Source organism: Rhodococcus sp. WB9 (assembly GCF_007558985.1).
GTDB lineage: Bacteria > Actinomycetota > Actinomycetes > Mycobacteriales > Mycobacteriaceae > Rhodococcus_F > Rhodococcus_F opacus.
Genome location: NZ_CP041769.1, coordinates 7,579,480 through 7,595,301 on the forward strand (window position 1 = coordinate 7,579,480; position 15,822 = coordinate 7,595,301).

General features: G+C 66.1%; 17 protein-coding genes and 1 pseudogene. 4 read left to right on the top strand and 14 right to left on the bottom strand.

Features of this window, described 5'->3' with window-relative positions:
• Positions 1-144 precede the first annotated feature (144 nt).
• The 4 genes from FND50_RS37475 to FND50_RS37490 form a co-directional block, all read right to left on the bottom strand.
• Entirely contained in the window at positions 145-276 is a 132-nt protein-coding gene (locus FND50_RS37475) for a hypothetical protein (RefSeq protein ID WP_257226303.1), read from the bottom strand.
• 53 nt (positions 277-329) lie between these two features.
• On the bottom strand, positions 330-1,673 hold the full coding sequence (locus tag FND50_RS37480; protein WP_260850846.1) for a transposase: 1,344 nt from the start codon (positions 1,671-1,673) through the stop codon (positions 330-332).
• A gap of 324 nt (positions 1,674-1,997) precedes the next feature.
• A complete protein-coding gene (locus tag FND50_RS37485) occupies positions 1,998-3,293 on the bottom strand; it encodes a DUF4158 domain-containing protein (RefSeq protein WP_260850847.1) in 1,296 nt (431 codons plus the stop codon).
• A gap of 418 nt (positions 3,294-3,711) precedes the next feature.
• Positions 3,712-4,137 carry a zinc-binding dehydrogenase gene (locus tag FND50_RS37490; protein ID WP_260850848.1) on the bottom strand — a complete coding sequence of 142 codons (426 nt, stop codon included), beginning with the start codon at positions 4,135-4,137 and terminating at the stop codon, positions 3,712-3,714.
• Here FND50_RS37490 and FND50_RS37495 point away from each other — a divergent pair.
• Positions 4,127-4,285, top strand: a complete 159-nt coding sequence (locus FND50_RS37495; RefSeq protein WP_260850849.1) for a hypothetical protein — start codon at positions 4,127-4,129, stop codon at positions 4,283-4,285. The genes FND50_RS37490 and FND50_RS37495 overlap by 11 nt on opposite strands.
• 41 nt (positions 4,286-4,326) lie before the next feature.
• Here the strand turns inward: FND50_RS37495 and FND50_RS37500 are convergent, their stop codons facing one another.
• The 8 genes and pseudogenes from FND50_RS37500 to rpsF all read right to left on the bottom strand — a co-directional run bounded on the left by FND50_RS37500 (position 4,327) and on the right by rpsF (position 10,641).
• Positions 4,327-4,620: an alcohol dehydrogenase catalytic domain-containing protein gene (locus FND50_RS37500; RefSeq protein ID WP_260850850.1), complete on the bottom strand. Its 294-nt coding sequence runs from the start codon at positions 4,618-4,620 to the stop codon at positions 4,327-4,329.
• Positions 4,621-4,915: 295 nt separating this feature from the next.
• Positions 4,916-5,356, bottom strand: coding sequence for a VOC family protein (locus tag FND50_RS35435; protein WP_144288865.1), 441 nt, complete (start codon positions 5,354-5,356; stop codon positions 4,916-4,918).
• A 469-nt stretch (positions 5,357-5,825) separates the two neighbouring features.
• Positions 5,826-6,115, bottom strand: a pseudogene (locus FND50_RS35440) (hypothetical protein).
• Between the two features lie 118 nt (positions 6,116-6,233).
• Complete coding sequence (gene dnaB / locus FND50_RS35445) at positions 6,234-8,438, bottom strand: replicative DNA helicase (protein ID WP_144288866.1); 2,205 nt, start codon at positions 8,436-8,438, stop codon at positions 6,234-6,236.
• A gap of 574 nt (positions 8,439-9,012) precedes the next feature.
• Positions 9,013-9,468 (bottom strand): 50S ribosomal protein L9, encoded by a 456-nt coding sequence (gene rplI / locus FND50_RS35450; RefSeq protein WP_005249695.1) that lies wholly within the window; start codon positions 9,466-9,468, stop codon positions 9,013-9,015.
• Positions 9,469-9,485: 17 nt separating this feature from the next.
• Positions 9,486-9,728, bottom strand: a complete 243-nt coding sequence (rpsR, locus tag FND50_RS35455; RefSeq protein WP_005249686.1) for a 30S ribosomal protein S18 — start codon at positions 9,726-9,728, stop codon at positions 9,486-9,488.
• Positions 9,729-9,766: 38 nt separating this feature from the next.
• On the bottom strand, positions 9,767-10,288 hold the full coding sequence (locus tag FND50_RS35460; protein WP_005249678.1) for a single-stranded DNA-binding protein: 522 nt from the start codon (positions 10,286-10,288) through the stop codon (positions 9,767-9,769).
• A gap of 65 nt (positions 10,289-10,353) precedes the next feature.
• Positions 10,354-10,641: a 30S ribosomal protein S6 gene (rpsF, locus tag FND50_RS35465; RefSeq protein WP_005249677.1), complete on the bottom strand. Its 288-nt coding sequence runs from the start codon at positions 10,639-10,641 to the stop codon at positions 10,354-10,356.
• A 161-nt stretch (positions 10,642-10,802) separates the two neighbouring features.
• Here rpsF and FND50_RS35470 point away from each other — a divergent pair, with 161 nt between their 5' ends.
• From FND50_RS35470 to FND50_RS35480, 3 genes are all read left to right on the top strand, one after another.
• Complete coding sequence (locus FND50_RS35470; RefSeq protein ID WP_157792784.1) at positions 10,803-11,024, top strand: DUF2945 domain-containing protein; 222 nt, start codon at positions 10,803-10,805, stop codon at positions 11,022-11,024.
• Between the two features lie 61 nt (positions 11,025-11,085).
• A complete protein-coding gene (locus tag FND50_RS35475) occupies positions 11,086-12,447 on the top strand; it encodes a glycosyltransferase family 87 protein (protein ID WP_144288867.1) in 1,362 nt (453 codons plus the stop codon).
• Complete coding sequence (locus FND50_RS35480; protein ID WP_144288868.1) at positions 12,444-13,028, top strand: GNAT family N-acetyltransferase; 585 nt, start codon at positions 12,444-12,446, stop codon at positions 13,026-13,028. Before FND50_RS35475 ends, FND50_RS35480 begins: the two co-directional genes overlap by 4 nt.
• A gap of 15 nt (positions 13,029-13,043) precedes the next feature.
• Here FND50_RS35480 and FND50_RS35485 read toward each other — a convergent pair whose 3' ends face one another.
• Together FND50_RS35485 and FND50_RS35490 are read right to left on the bottom strand one after the other, a co-directional pair.
• Positions 13,044-13,988 (bottom strand): alpha/beta hydrolase, encoded by a 945-nt coding sequence (locus FND50_RS35485; protein ID WP_144288869.1) that lies wholly within the window; start codon positions 13,986-13,988, stop codon positions 13,044-13,046.
• Positions 13,989-14,023: 35 nt separating this feature from the next.
• Positions 14,024-15,670, bottom strand: coding sequence for an NAD(P)/FAD-dependent oxidoreductase (locus tag FND50_RS35490; RefSeq protein WP_144288870.1), 1,647 nt, complete (start codon positions 15,668-15,670; stop codon positions 14,024-14,026).
• Between the last annotated feature and the right edge of the window lie 152 nt (positions 15,671-15,822).

The window sequence follows — 15,822 nt, forward strand, 5'->3', positions numbered from 1 at the left end:
GCGAGTTGATTCTCGAACATCGATGACCTGCATGTTCAGCCGGAGGTTCACCCACCATTCCCATCTCCGGCGTGTCGGCGAAACCGGGAGATAGATTGTTATGCAAAGCTTTACGTCATTTAGATGTGGCTCGAGCGCTGATTATCAGGCAAGTATCCGGTCGGCCGTGGTTGCCGCAGTCGGCAGTGGCCTGCTGGACTTCAGGGTCTTCTCTCGGATGTAGTCGCCGTCGAGCTGGGCGGCGACGCCGAGCACGGCGAAGAGCATCGAACCCATGCCGTGCGGGTACTCTTCGCCCGTGCCGGCCTATATACAGACGCTGGGGCCGATCACGCGCGTGATCCGAACAGCACTCGCGGTTCCAGGTCGAGCCGGGTGACCGGCGCTTGTTCGGGTGGGGACAGATTGAGCACGAGGTCGCCCATGCGGCGGATGGTGTGCTGGATGTACGGGGTGATGGTGGCCAGATCGTCGGTGTCGACGGGATAGCCCTCGGCGGCGAGGCCGTTGGCGACGTCGGTGATGTCCAATGCGGTCGAGTAGATCGCGCAGTTGGCCAGCAACTCGTTGAACTTGACCACCCGTTCCTGGTGGTCGGGGTCGTTGTGGCCGATCAGCTTACCGCCGATCATCAGCCATTCCGAGTAGCCGTGCAACGCCTCGGCCTTGTTCGTGACCGCCGTGATCTGCTCCCGCAGAACAGGTTCGGAGAGGTAGCGCAGCAGCGTCACAGTCCGGATGACACGGCCCAGTTCGCGCAGCGCCCGGTACAGGCGGTTCTTGTGCGAGTGGTTGCCGAGGCGCCGCAGCAGCGTCACCGACGACACCCGGCCTTCGCGGATGGAGATCGCGGTGCGCAGCAGGTCGGTCCAATGCCGCTCGATCAGACCCCAGTCGATGGCGTTGTCACCGAACAGGCTGTCGATGTGGGAGTACCGGGTGGTCGGGGCGGGGCGGTAGAAGTTCAGGTCCTGCCAGTTGCGGATGCGCGGCAGCAGCTCGAACCCGAGCAACGCGGCGAGGCCGAACACCGGCAGCGACTGCCCCTGGGTGTCGGCGTGGATGGTGTCCGGTCGGACGTCGGACTCGTTGCGCAGCAACCCATCGACGATGTAGACGGCTTCCCACGCCCCGCACGGCACGAAATGGGAGAACAGCGCGATGTAGGAGTCGGACACGAACCGCATCGCCAGCCCGCCATAGCCGCCGTATCGAATGTGGGACTCGGCGAGCAGGTTGTTCTCCCAGGTGTCGATCTGCGATCCGTCGACGGCGACGATCTGCCCGTCGCCCCACATCCCGGCCACGTCCAGGCTGGTGAACGCGTTGATCACATCCGCCGAGCACCGGTGTACCTTGTCGGCGGTGGAGTGCTTGTTGCCCGCGGTGTAGAGCTCGTGGGCGGAGATCTGGCCGCGCATGTGCCGGGCCACCTCGGTCGCACCGAGGTTCGCGCCGTAGGCGTAGGCGGTGAGCACGTACCGGCCCAGAACATCGCCGCGGATCTTCGGGTCCGACCCGGACGCCGGTCCCAGATGCCGCGGCCACCCGGTCAAATAGGCGGCGCGGGTGAGGATGTCGAGCAGGCTGCGCTCGGGCAGCCGCTGGTGCACCGCCTGCTCCAGTGCCAGCGCGGACGGGCGCCGGTCGGCTCCCTTGCGGCGCTTGAGCACCGGTTTGCCGTCCTCGAGGACCAGATCGGTGTTGGCCGGGTAGCCCGCGTCGACCGCGGCCGCGGTGCCGGTGAGCTGGCGGCGGTAGAACTCGACCAGCGCCGGGGCCTCGGCCGGCCTGCTCGCAGAACTGCGCGGCCAGCGGCGCGCACTCGTCCCAGCTCATCAGCTGCGCGCCCAGGTCGGCGTAGGAATCCGACCCGACCACGGCGACATCGCCGGAGCGCAGTTCGGCGGCCAGGTGGGAGAACACGCACACCTCCAGGTGCCGCCGCGACAGCATCCCCGGCCGGTTCTTCCCGTCTCGCAGCACCTTGCGCCACATCACGCTCGCGAATGCGTCGACGTCCACGGTGACCGGGTGCTGCTGTCCGTCACGGCTGTGGGTGGTCGTCTCCTCGATCCAGTCACCGCGCCGGTGGCGGTTGGCACGAATGAACTCCACCGCGTCCAGCACGCTGCGATCCGCGGTCGCGGGCACCATGTCCAGGGCGTCGACCAGTGTGAACAGCGCCGGGCGGTGCGAGCGGTAAAACCGCTCCAGCAGCGGCAGGTAGTTGTTGCCGTGATACGCCGACACCGCCTCGTACGCCGAGGACAGCTGCTCCAGCCCACCGGCGGAGTCCAGTGTCTTGAGCAGCAACCGCCCGGCCCGTTCGGCCGCTCCGTCTCCGCGCGGTGCGCCTCGCGCAGCTCCTCCAGGCGCTCGCGGCCCTTCTTGTGCAGGGCGGCCATGCGTTTGCAGAACATGGTCACCACCTCGTCGCGGGCCTCCACCCGCTGCTGGTGCACCAGGGCGACCAGCAACGTCACCCGCTTGGCCTCGCCGGTCTTGCGCATGTCATCGACGCCCGCGACCCGCGCCTCACCGGCGAAGTGGGCGACCTTGCCCGGCGGAACACCGTCGAGCCACGCCTCGGTCGGCCCGATCGCGTCCAGTGCCTGCACATGCGCCAGGCGCGCCTTGAACTTGCCCACCGTCGCCGCTTGCACCGGGGTCTTGATCCGGTCGAATTCGCTGCGCCGCGTTGCCGGGTCCACCACCAGCAGCCGGTCCAGTCTGGCCCGCTCGGCCCACGCCGGGCGTCCCGATACCAGGGCGAAGAACTCGCCGTTGACTTCCGCGCGGATCGTCGCGGCCATTGCATCGAGCGTCGTGTACCCCGGTAGTTCGCAGCGGGCCCGGACCAGTTCCTCCAGTGCCACGTTGATCAGGTCGGCCGGGTTGTCCTTGGTCGCCGCCGCCGCCCGGATCGCCTGTTCGGCGACCGCCCGCACCTTCGCCGCCTCGTACCTCACACCCAGGTACTCGCGGACGAACTTACGGTGCCGTTTCGCGGTGCGGTCCGCGTCCGTCTCCGGGTTCACACCGCCGGGCAGGTCCAGCACGCCGCGCACGGTGTCGACGACCACGGCCGGGATGTCATACAGCTTCGGGAAGTACCCGAGCCGCTGATACGCCTTCAGCCGCACCGCCAGGGCAAGCAGGTGAGGATCGCTCTGTGTCTTCTCGCGTGCCCACGCGACCTCGTCAGGCGTCGGCGTGAACGCTTCTGCCAGCTCCTGCGCGGAGACCACCCGCTTGAACCGCGGGTAAGCGGTCCGATCGATCGACGCCAACCCGACACCCCAGCAAGATCACCACCCGGACCGCAAAACCTTATCCACACCCGAAGCGGCCACAGCAGACCGCACCTGACCAGGACCTACAGCGGGCCGCGGCCCCTTTCCGGCGTATTCGGTTCCTACCCCAACGTGAGCTCCCGCGGTTCCCTCACCCGTTCCTATGCCCAAATTTCTGGTGGCCGGACGATCGCACCTGGTGCGTCGCGACCGGAATTGATTCCGACAGCACCCTGTTAGCAACGAACGATGCGGCAGTAGTCGAGGTTGTTCTATCCGATCCTCGATTGGAGACACTCGACATGGAATCCGGGAACCCTGGCTAGGGAGCAATTCTCGCCGCAAGCGGAACCTTCAGCGGCGCGTCCCGCTGGGGGGCGTGGGCCGGTATGGCTCTGAGATGGCAGATTGCTGTTTAACCCGTCCGGTTGGGATGCCCGAATGGGTGCGTCAAGCCGGTGCAGAAATGGTGCGGGCCGACGCTTCCCTCGTCGACCCGCACCATGCTTCTCACCCGAGGTGTTCGAATCCCGTCGCCTTGACAAACACAGGGACCCTCGGACGTGTCCTGCCCGGCCCTCTTCGTGGGCAGCTCGAGCCTCGGCGAGGGATACACCGAGCTGACCGTGGTCCGCACTCTGCCGTTAGCGACGAGCCGGGAGATCTTGGTCAGCGTGTCAGCGTTCGGTTCGACGCTGAAGTATCGCGTCCGTATACCGCGTCGCTCGGCTTCGGCCTTGACCTCGTCCGGGACCTCCGCTGACAGGGCGACGAGAACCCCGTCTCGCTTCAACACGTCGAGGGACCGCTGTTGGACGGTGCCGCCGACCGTGTCGATCACGGCATGCACCCGGCGCCACCGACGTCTCGAACCTCTGCTCGCGGTAGTCGACGAACTCGTGCGCTCCGAGGGCCTTCGCACATTGCACGGCCAGATGGCCGACACCGCCCGCGGCGGCATGGATCAACACGCGCTGCCCGCGTTGTAGACCGGCCTCGTCGACGGGGGCCCGCCACGCCGTCAATCCGGTCATCGGCAACGCCGCCGCTTGTATGTGGTCCAGGAGGGGCGGCTTGGCGACGACCTGACCGGCGGGAACTGCCCGTATTCGGCGTAGGCGTTTCCGGGTTCGGGCAGCTGAACCATTCCATAGACGCTGTCGCCCTGCTGGAACCCGCTGACGCCGTCACCGACCACTTCCACTACTCCCGAGACGTCCCACCCCGGAATCCACGGCAGCGGAACATCGGGAAAGTGTTCGAACCCGCCTTCGCCCAGCAACCAGTCCAACACGTTGACCCCCGCAGCATGCACCCGCACCACGAGTTCGTCCCCGGCACAGTGACGACAGTGACGACAGAAGAGATGTCAGAAGTTTGACACAGGAATGCGGTGGCCAAACCGTAAGACAAACCAGAAACACCCACGTCGCAGCTTCTCCAAGATGCCACCCGTAGCGAGACCCTACGAGAGGGGGCAAGTCCGGCCGTCAGTACGCCTGCGGACAGTCGGTTCCGCAAGGGGATCGGCGTACGGACGGACGGCTACAGACGGGCATTCTGTAACGTTGTCGAGCTACCGCCGCGTCCATGGCGACGGATTGGGTAACGCTCGCGCGTCAGTCGATCTGCTCGAACAGGGACACGATGATCCCTTCGGGCCCACGCACGTAGGCCATTCGCACGCTGTTCTCGTACTCGCCGATGCCGCCGATGAGCCCGTACCCATCCGCCGCCACCGCGTCGACGGCCGCCTGGAGGTCGCCGACCTCGAAGGACACGTTGCGCAGCCCAAGCTCGTTGGCCATCGCCGTGGGCGATCCGGGCACGTGGTCGGGCGTGACGAAGGCCGCGAGCTCCAACCGGGACCCTCCGTCGGGCGGCCGCAGCATCACGATCTCACAGTGCGCGCCTGGGATGCCGCAGACGGTCTCCACGAACTCGCCCTCCACGGATCCGGTGCCCTCGACCTCGAGACCTAGTCCGACGAAGAACGCCGTTACCGGCTCGAGGTCCGCGACGGTAATGCCGATGTGGTCGAAACGTTGTACGTGTGCCATGGATCCATCCTCCAATTGTCGCCTTGCCGATTCGATGCTGGGACGGAGCCGGGGCTCGGATCTCGACATGCTATGCCGCAAAGCTGCGGTCAAACCCGGGTTTCGAAAGATCGTGCGGGACGACAACGAGATGGCTCGAGTAGCGGCCGCGTCGGGGCATGTTGCTGTCACCCGCCAGTACCCGTGCGTGCCGCTGGCCGTACCGCCGGAGCAGAAGGGTGAGTCCCCCGTGGTGGATCCCCGAGCGGCGAGGAACTGGCCTCCGCTGGGCCGTTCTGCTGAGGTCGGGAAGATGCCCATTCTGGGTAGGACGTCCGAATCCGGGAATCACGGCGAGCCACTGGCAGACAGACGCCTTCGATCGAAGTCCCTTACTCGAGCCGATCAGGCGACTGCAGGCTCATGCATCGGCGACGGTCCGCCACCACGCGAGAAGGTACACAACATTGCCAACTTTCCTATTTCCGAGTCACCCTGCAGCGCCAACGAACTGACGTGCCGCCGCGAGGACCTTCGGGCCGACATCGCTGAGGTCGCCTGCGCGCAGCAGCAGCGCCGGTGGTTGGTCGTCGAGGATCGGGTTCGGACCCTGGAACCAGGTCTGCACCACGGCAGGGGTGTCCGGTCGGCGATGAGCCGGGCGGCACGGTAGGCGATGTGGAGTCGTTCGACGTCGGTTTCGTTGTTGATGGCGCGTGTGCCGGCGGCCCACTGTCGTACGGCCCGGGTTTCCTTGACCTTCCCGAGATACGCGGGCACGAGAAGTCAGATCTCGATCTACCCGCGCTCGAATCGCAGTTCGGCACTCAGTGCCGCCGAAGTCGCTCGTCCGCTTCTCATCTAGCTCCGGAACCTACAGCAGCGCAGCAGCAGCAGCCTAACCCCGCGCCATGTCGACGAACTTGGACAGGTGAAGCTGGTGCGCCACAGTGATAGTCGCTGTGGGTCCGTTACGGTGCTTGCCGAGGATGAGGTCGGCCTCGCCGCCGCGCGGGTCGTCGCGTTCGGTGGCGTCGGGACGGTAGAGAAGGATGACCATGTCGGCATCCTGCTCGAGCGATCCCGACTCACGAAGGTCGGCCACCTGGGGACGCTTGTCCTGTCGCTGCTCGGGACCACGGTTCAACTGGCAGATCGCGACCACGGGAACTTCGAGTTCCTTCGCCAAAAGCTTGAGGCTACGGGAGAACTCGGAGACTTCCTGCTGACGTGACTCGACCTTCTTACCCGAGCTCATCAGCTGCAGGTAGTCGATCACGATGAGCTTGATGTCGTGTTTCTGCTTGAGCCGCCGGGCTTTTGCGCGGATCTCCATCATCGTCAGGTTGGGGGAGTCGTCGATGAACAGCGGCGCCTCACTGATCTCGCTCATACGGCGGGCGAGCTTCGTCCAGTCGTCGTCGGTCATCTTTCCGGAGCGCATGTCGCCGAGCTTGATCTTCGCCTCCGCCGACAGCAGACGCATGACGATCTCGGTCTTGCTCATCTCGAGCGAGAACATGACGCTGGCCATGCCGTGCTTCACGGAGCAGGAGCGCAGGAAGTCCATGCCGAGCGTGGAGTTGTGGGTCGGCACCATAGAACGGCCCGCGAGGTACATGTGGTCGGCGTTGTCGACCTCGACGCAACGCACGGGGACACTCGTGATCGGGCGCACCGCGACGATGAGGCGCGAACCGCTGATCTCGCCGCGAAGCTCCTTGTGCCGGATCGCCTTCCGATGAAGCTGGAACACGTCTTCATCTGCGCAGAAGTTGACGTCACCGTCGACACGACGGCAGTCGTATCCCAACCCGACGACAAGTTCGGCGACATCCTCCGACAACGGAAGGTTTGCGGTCTCGAACCGCACCGAGCCGTCGTCGACAACCGACCCCGCCACATCGAGCAGGCCGGCCAGCAACTCGCGACGCTCCGACTCCGAACCGCGCAACAGTTCCGCCGGGATCCGCTTGGCACCAGCCGGAACGGTGAGTTCCTCCGCACCGACGGGCACTTCAGGATCGGGGATGCCCTGGACGGTGAGCGAAGCACCCAGCGCGTAGGGGTCGACGCGCACAGTCGACGTCGGCAACTGCAGCGCACGGGTATGCGCGACCTGGTGCCCGCCATCTACCGAACCGGCGATGTGAGCCGTGGTGCGGACGGCAGCCTGGCCGTCGACGTCCGTCAACCACTGATGCTGCTCGTCGGCGACGAGGACGGTGCCGTCCGAGAATTCCACCTCGTAACAGGGCCTGCCGACCATGACGTCGGTGGCAGCGACGACTCGGGTGGGCTTGCCGTCGGCGTCGATGAGGTGATCGCCGACCTGGACGTCACCCATGGTGGTCCAGCCGGTGGGCGTGGCGAGGGGAGTGTCGAGGGCCAGCGCCTTGCCCACACCGGGTCGGGCCGCGACGATGATCATCTGGCCGGGGTGGAGGCCGTTGGTGATCTCGTCGAGTTCGACGAAGCCGGTGGGCACACCGAGGGAGATGCCGCCGCGGCTGGCGATGGAGTCGATCTCGTCCATCGTGGGCTGCAGGAGCTCTTCGAGGGGGACGAAGTCTTCGGTGGTGCGGCGTTCGGTGACCTCGAAGATCTCGGCCTGCGCGCGATCGACGACCTCGGCGACGTCCTGACCGTCGGCGCCGGTGTAGCCGTACTGGACGATGCGGGTGCCGGCGTCGACGAGGCGACGCAGGATGGCTTTCTCCGCCACGATCTCGGCGTAGTAGCCGGCGTTGGCGGCGGTGGGCACCGTCTGCGTGAGCGTCACCAGATAGGGCGCTCCACCGATGCGGCGGAGCTCGCCACGACGGTCCAGTTCCGCAGACACTGTGACCGGGTCGGCGGGCTCACCGCGGCTGTAGAGGTCCAGGATCACGTCGTACACCGACTGATGCGCGGGACGGTAGAAGTCGCCGGGACGGAGCACCTCGAGCACGTCCGCGATGGCGTCCTTGCTGAGGAGCATGCCGCCGAGCACCGACTGCTCCGCCGCCATGTCCTGAGGTGGCTGCCGGCCGAACTCTTCGCCGGGCTCCGCGTCAGGCGGACCCGGGTATTCGGAACGGCCCCGATCGTCTACTACAGCCACTCGACCGACCTTCCCCATCACTGTTGCGCCACCCCGGAAAATGCTTCCCGGTGTTGGTGCCCCGAACTCTTTGTACTCGCCCCTACCGACAACCTTCGCAGGCTCTTCGCGGCAGCCGGCGTCGTGATCGCGAGACACGCCGGGACGACGTTAGGGATTAGCTACCCGCTGTTCAAACCAGCCTGTGTACACAGTTGGGGACAAATTGTGGAAACTGCTGGGTACGTTTGTTAACCCCATGGGGATAACCTGAGGATAAGTGCATTTCACAATCCCAAAGACCCAGATCAGGGCCGTTTTTTAGATTCTCACCACTGTGGATGAAAACCCGTTCGGCGTGTCTTTCGCGTTGACGACTCGGGCGTGTTGAGTTGGTCGCCCCTGCGTGGCAATATGATTCACCTCACAGATCGTCGGCGGGGCGGCTAACTTCCAGACACAGCTGGAAGCCGCTCCTCTGCGTGCTTCACACCGGTGAAAACGGGGCTCGAGAGGGCGGCTGTAAGCCGGAATCGACAAGCACAGACCCCCCACACGCCGAGGCGTCCGGGGGGCCTGTGAGTAAACGAGTCGACTAGGCGCCGACGACGTTCAGGTGGAACTTCGCAACCACGTCGGGGTGCAGGTTCACGACGATGGCGTGCTTGCCGGTCGCCTTGATGTGAGCCTTCGGCAGCTCCAGGCTGCGCTTGTCGACGACGGGTCCACCGGCGGCCTTGATGGCACCGGCGACGTCGGCGGCGGTAACCGAACCGAAGAGCTTGCCCGAGTCACCGGCGGTCTTGACCGACAGCGAAACGTTCTCGAGGCCCTCGATGGCGTCCTTGAGCTCCTTGGCGTGGTCGAGTCCGCGAACGGCGCGGGCTTCCTGCGCACGACGGATGCCTTCGACCTGCTTCTCGGCACCACGGGTGGCGACGATGGCCAGGCCGCGGGGCAGCAGGTAGTTGCGGCCGTAGCCGTCCTTGACCTCGACGGTGTCGCCAGGCGCACCGAGGTTGTCCACGTCAGCGGTGAGGATGAGCTTCATGTCTTTCCTCCCTTTCCTTAGCGAGCCACGGTGGCGTAAGGCAGCAACGCCACCTCACGTGAGTTCTTGACGGCAATGGCAACGTCGCGCTGGTGCTGGACGCAGTTGCCGGTGACACGGCGCGCGCGGATCTTGCCGCGGTCGCTGACGTACTTACGCAGAAGCGTCGTGTCCTTGTAGTTGATCTGCGTGTTCTTCTCTTTGCAGAAGATGCAGATCTTCTTCTTCATTACCTTGTCGCGCAAGGGCGGCTTCGGCATTAGTTTGCTCTTTTCTGGATGTTCCGATCAGGTACGGATCAGAACGGGGGTTCGTCGCTCCCGCCACCAGAGCCTCCGAAGGAGCCGGACGCCTGCGGCGCACTGCCCCACGGATCATCTCCGCCGGTGTTGGATTGCGGACGTCCGCCGCCCGATCCGCCGGAGGAACCGAAGCCACCGCCGCTGCCGCCACCACGGTTGGCCTTGTTGACCTTGGCCGTGGCGTACCTCAGCGAGGGGCCGATCTCGTCGACCTCGAGCTCGACGACAGTGCGCTTTTCACCTTCACGAGTTTCGTACGAACGCTGCTTGAGCCGGCCGCTCACGATCACTCGCGAGCCACGGGTCAAGCTCTCCGCGACGTTCTCGGCTGCCTCGCGCCAGATGTTGCAACGCAGAAACAGCGCTTCGCCGTCTTTCCATTCATTGGTCTGACGGTCGAAGGTGCGGGGCGTGGACGCGACAGTGAAGTTCGCGACCGCGGCACCCGCGGGGGTGAATCGGAGCTCCGGATCAGCCGTCAAGTTTCCGATGACGGTGATGACGGTGTCGCCTGCCATATGGTTCCTCCTGCAGAATGTGGAGTTCGGTTGGGCACGAGCCTAGGGCTGGTGACCGACAGAAATCACTTGTTGTGGCGCAGAACCTTCGTACGCAGCACCGACTCGTTCAGACCGAGCTGACGGTCGAGCTCTGCGACGGTGGCGGGAGTAGCGCTGATGTCGATCACCGCGTAGATGCCTTCGCTGTGCTTCAGGATCTCGTAGGCGAGACGACGCTTACCCCAGACATCGACCTTGTCGATCTTGCCGCCGTCCTGGCGAACAACATTGAGGAACGTATCCAGCGAAGGAGCAACAGTGCGCTCGTCCAGGCTGGGGTCAAGGATGACCATCAATTCGTAATGACGCATAAGACCTCATCACCTCCTATGGACTAGTGAAAACGGCCACGGACTGTCCGTGGCAGGAGGGTCGTTGCGTCAGCAACCTTTGCAGGTTACACGACGAGCCCCTGACCAGCGAAATCAGGCCGACCGGTGTGACGCCGGGAACCGCGGGGTACGCCGACACGATGGCAGAAGAGAAGAAATTCCGACAGGGCGACGAGGTGGAGTGGAAGACCCACGGCACCACCACGTCGGGGACGGTCGAGGAGAAGATCACCGAGGACACCGAGGCGGCAGGCCGCACGGTGCGGGCGTCCGAGGACGACCCGCAGTACCGCGTCGTCAGCGACAAGAGCGGGCGGGACGCCGTCCACAAACCCGACGCCCTGCGCCGGCCGAGCGACTGACCTCCGCACCCGCGGCGTTTCCGCTTCGCACGCGGAGGCCCGCGCACCCTAATGTGGATTCATGCATATCGGAGCTCGGCAGCGGTCGCCGATCACGGCGCTCGTCGTCGGGTTGGCGGGCCTCGCCATGCTCGCCGGCTACCTGCAGAAGGCGCGGTGCGCCGGGGCGCCGTTCGACGGCGTCGGGCGAAGCCTGATCTTCGACCGCATCAAGGACACACAGGTCTGCTACTCCGACATCCAGTTCCTGTGGCTCGGACGCGACGTCAACCTGCACGTTTTTCCGTACGTCACCGGGGGAATCAACGCCGACGGCATCCTCACCGGCGGCACCGTGGAGTACCCGGTGCTGAGCGGTGTGCTGATGTGGCTCGGCGGCATCGGTTCACACACCGACGCCGAGTTCCTGCTGCACTCGGCGCTGATCCTCGCTCCGTTCGGCCTGCTCACGGCGTGGATGCTGGGACGGCTGGCCGGCTGGTGGGCGCTGCTGTGGTCGGCCACTCCGCCGCTGGTGCTGTACGCGTTCCACAACTGGGAACTGCCGGTGGTCGCGACGTCGGTGGCCGCGATCTTCGTCATGACACTTGAACGGGTCCCGCTCCGCGGCCGGGCCGTCCTCGCGGCGGTGCTCCTCGCCGTCGGTTTCTGCCTGAAGGTGTATCCGGGTGCGTTCGTGTTGCCGCTGATCGCCTACGTCCTCACCCGGAACGGCATCGCCGGGCGGCGCTACGACGTGCGCGGCGCGGTGATGGTCGCGGTGGCCGCGATCACCACCGTCGTGGCGGTGAACCTGCCGTTCGCCCTCATCTCCTACAGCGGATGGCGGGCGTCGTTCACGTTCCAGGAGAACCGTCAGGCCGACCTCACGACCAACTCCATCTGGTACTGGGGCCTGCGGCCGCTGTTCGGTCCGGTCGCCGACGACGTCCCGCTCCCCGCGTACGACCAGACGGTGAGCCTGCTGTCGCCACTCCTCGTCTGCGCCGCGTTCGCGATCGCCCTGCGGCTCGGCTGGCTGCGGTTCCAACGCGACGGCGTCTACCCGTGGATCGCGGTCAGCGCCGCCATGCTCTGCGGATTCCTGCTGCTGCACAAGGTGCATTCGCCGCAGTACACGTTGTGGCTCATCCCGTTCTTCGTCCTGCTGCGCGTCCCGTGGGGGCTCGTCGCGGCATATCTGGTGGCCGACCTGTCGATGGGGATCGGCGTCTTCAAATACTTCGGCGCCCTCGCCGCCCAGACCGACGCGTCGACGTTCGAGGTTCTGGTGGAGTTCGGGGTGTGGGGCCGCGCGGGACTGCTGGTGGTGCTGTTCTTCGTGTTCCTGCGCGCCGCCCAACGGCATCCGCCCGTCCGCGGGCGCACCGGTCCCGAATCCGGCAGGCGGCCGGTGCTGAAATCTCCCGAGCCGGTGCGATGAGCGAATCCTGGTTCGCGCACCCCACGCTGACCGGACGGCACGTACGACTCGAACCACTGGGCGAGGACCACGTCGACGGCCTGCTGGACGCCGTCGACGACCCCCGCATCTTCCACTGGACGTCCGCAGCGATCGCCGACCGCGACGACGCGGTGGCGTTCGTCCGCACCGCCGACGAAGATCCGACCCGCCTCGCGTATGCGCAGATCGACATCACCACCGAGAGGATCGTCGGCTCGACGTCGCTGTATCTGATCGACCCGAAGAACCGCAGCCTCGCGATCGGGCACACCTGGTTGTCCCGTTCCGCGCAGGGCACGCTCATCAATCCGGACGCGAAATTGCTGTTGCTGCGGCGGGCGTTCGAGGATCTCGGCGCGGTCCGCGTCGAATGGCACACCGACGAGCGCAACGCCCACTCCCGCGGCGCCATCGCGAAACTGGGGGCCGAGTTCGAGGGAATCCTGCGCAAGCATCGGCGTCGCCGCGACGGGACCTGGCGCAACACCGCACTGTTCTCGATGATCGACGAGGAGTGGCCGCGCATCTGCCCCCGACTCGAGGCACGAGTCGAGGGCTGACACGGTCGGATCACGTCACCCGACGGGAGCGGGGGCCGTCACCCTCTTCACGAACTCGATGACCGCCGAGCGCATGTCGGCACTGCGCGGAACCGCCCCGGACATCCAGAACGCGCCGTGAATCAGACCGTCGAAGCGGATCGCCTCGGTGTCGACCCCGGCCTTCCGCAGCGATTCGGCGTACGCCTCCGCCTCGTCGCGGGCCACCTCGTTCTCGGTGGTGAGCACGAGGGCCGGCGGCAACCCCTCGAGGCAGTCGGCGCAACTCGGCACCGCGTACGGGTGTTCCGCGTCCTCGGGGGAGGACAGGTAGTTGCTCCAGAACCAGTCGAGGTCCCCGGCTCCGATCACGTACCCCTCGGCGAACTCCTGCCGGGACGGGAAGTCCGCGTTCGGGTTGATCACCGGGTAGATCAGCACCTGTCCCCGCAGGCGCGGTCCGCCCTCGTCCCGGGCCCGCAACGCGGTGACGGTGGCCAGGTTGCCGCCGGCGCTGTCACCCATGACGACGACGTTGCCTGGGTCACCTCCGTAGCTGTCGACATGGTCGGCCACCCACCGCAGGGCGGCGGACGCGTCGTCGGCGGCGGCCGGGAACCGGTGTTCCGGGGCGCGGCGGTACGTCGCGGCGACGACGATCGCGCCGGCGCCGTTCGCGACCGCGCGCGCCGGTTCGTCGATGACGTCGAGGTCGCCGGCGACGAACCCACCGCCGTGGAAGTACAGGACCACCGGGTGCGGTGCCTCACCCTCCGGCACGTAGACCCGCAGCGCGATCTGCGCTCCGCCGCTCTCGTAGTGCCCGTCCGCCACCCGGGCGACGGGTTCGGGCGGCGCCTGCAGTCCGGCGAACGTCGCCACGACCGCCCGCACCTCCTCCACGGTGCTGTGCTCGAAAGCCTTCAGCCCCTGCGCTTGTAATCCGGCGATCAGGTCTGCTGCGTGTGCGTCGAGTGCCATGTCGGTCTCCTTCGTCGGGGTTCGGGGTTCGGGGTTCAGGACACGGTGGAGGCCACGCGGGCCTCCGCCCGGGTGAGCGCGAAACCGGAGTAACCGCCGGCCACCACCTCTGCGCACGTCGCCCGATAGGTGGGGGCTCCGCCGAGGTAGACCATGCAGGCACGAGGCTTGCCGGGAATGTTCGCGCCCATGTACCAGGAGTTCGTCTCCGGCAGCAGGGTTTGGTTGGCGATGTCGTTCGTCAAAGCACCCCAATCGCTTTCGGCCTGCACGGTGGGCTCGATGACGTCGAGGTCGCGGCGGTCCAGGTAGTCGATCGCGTCGGTCGCGAAGTCGACGTGGTCCTCGATGGCGAGGGGCATGTTGTAGAGCACCGACGGCGACTGCGGTCCGGTGATGAGGAACAGGTTCGGGAACTCGTTGACCATGATGCCGAGGTAGGTCTTGGGACCGTGCTCCCACTTCTGCGCCAGCGATAGCCCACCGCGACCGCGGATGTCCATGGCCATCAGCGGTCCGGTCATCGCGTCGAACCCGGTTGCGAGCACGATGGTGTCGACCTCGTAGACGCGGTCACCGACCCGGACCCCGGTCTCGGTGATCTCGTCGATCGGGGTGGACTTGACGTCGACGACGCTCACCGAGTCGCGGTTGAACGCCTCGTAGTAGTTGGTCTCGAGCGGGGGACGCTTGGTGCCGTACGCATAGCCCGTCGGCGCCAGCGTCGCGGCCTTCTCCGGATCCTGCACCCGCTCGCGGATCCGATCCCGGATGTAGTCGGCGATCGTGTCGTTGGCCTTCTTGTCGAACAGGATGTCCTGGTAGGAGTCGATGAACAACCGGAACCCGCCGGCGTTCCAGCGCGCGTCGAACGTGCGGCGACGCTCGTCGGTGCTCACCGCCAGCGCGGAGGGCTGCACCTGGTCGAACGGGACCCCGAGGAAGTGGTTGCGGGCGGCATCGCGCACCGCACCGTAGTTCGCCTTGACGCCGGCCATCTCGTCCGGGTCGATCGGACCGTTGCCGAGGGGGGTCGCGAAGTTGGGGGTGCGCTGGAAGACCACCAGTTCGGCCGCGTCCTCGGCAATGAACGGGATGGCCTGGATGCCGCTGGCTCCGGTCCCGATCACGGCCACCCGCTTGCCGGTGAAGTCGGCGCCCTCACGCGGCCAGTTGCCGGTGAGCAGCACCTCCCCGCGGAAGTTGTCGATGCCGCCGAACTCCGGCGTCTTCGGCACGGACAGGTTGCCCGCCCCCGAGATGAAGTACCGGCTACGCACGACGGCGCCGTCGTCGGTGTGGACCGTCCACACCGAGTTCTCGTCGTCCCAATGCACGCCGACCACGCGGGTGTCGAACGTGATGTCCTTACGCAGGTCGAAGCGGTCGGCGACGTGTTCGAGGTAGCGGAGGATCTCCGGCTGTCCGGCGAACTTCTCACTCCACTGCCATTCCTGCTGCAGATCCTCGTCGAACGAGTACGAGTAGTGAACGCTCTCGATGTCGCAGCGGGCACCGGGGTACCGGTTCCAGAACCAGGTGCCGCCCACGTCCGAGCCGGCCTCGAATACCCGCGTCGACAGCTTCATCGTGTCGCGCAACTTGCGCAGCGCGTAGAGGCCGGCGAATCCGGCACCCACGACGACGACATCGACATCGGCGGAAAAATGGGTCTTTGACATGGTGTTGAGCTCCTCGAGGCGATGGGTTCCGGCTGGAGTCGAGCGGGCAACCGGGGTATGCCAACGACAATGACCCACGTCACATCACCCCCACACCGGGTAAACCACCCCCTTGGTTACCTGTGTTGTCCGTCACAACCGGTGGGGGTAGG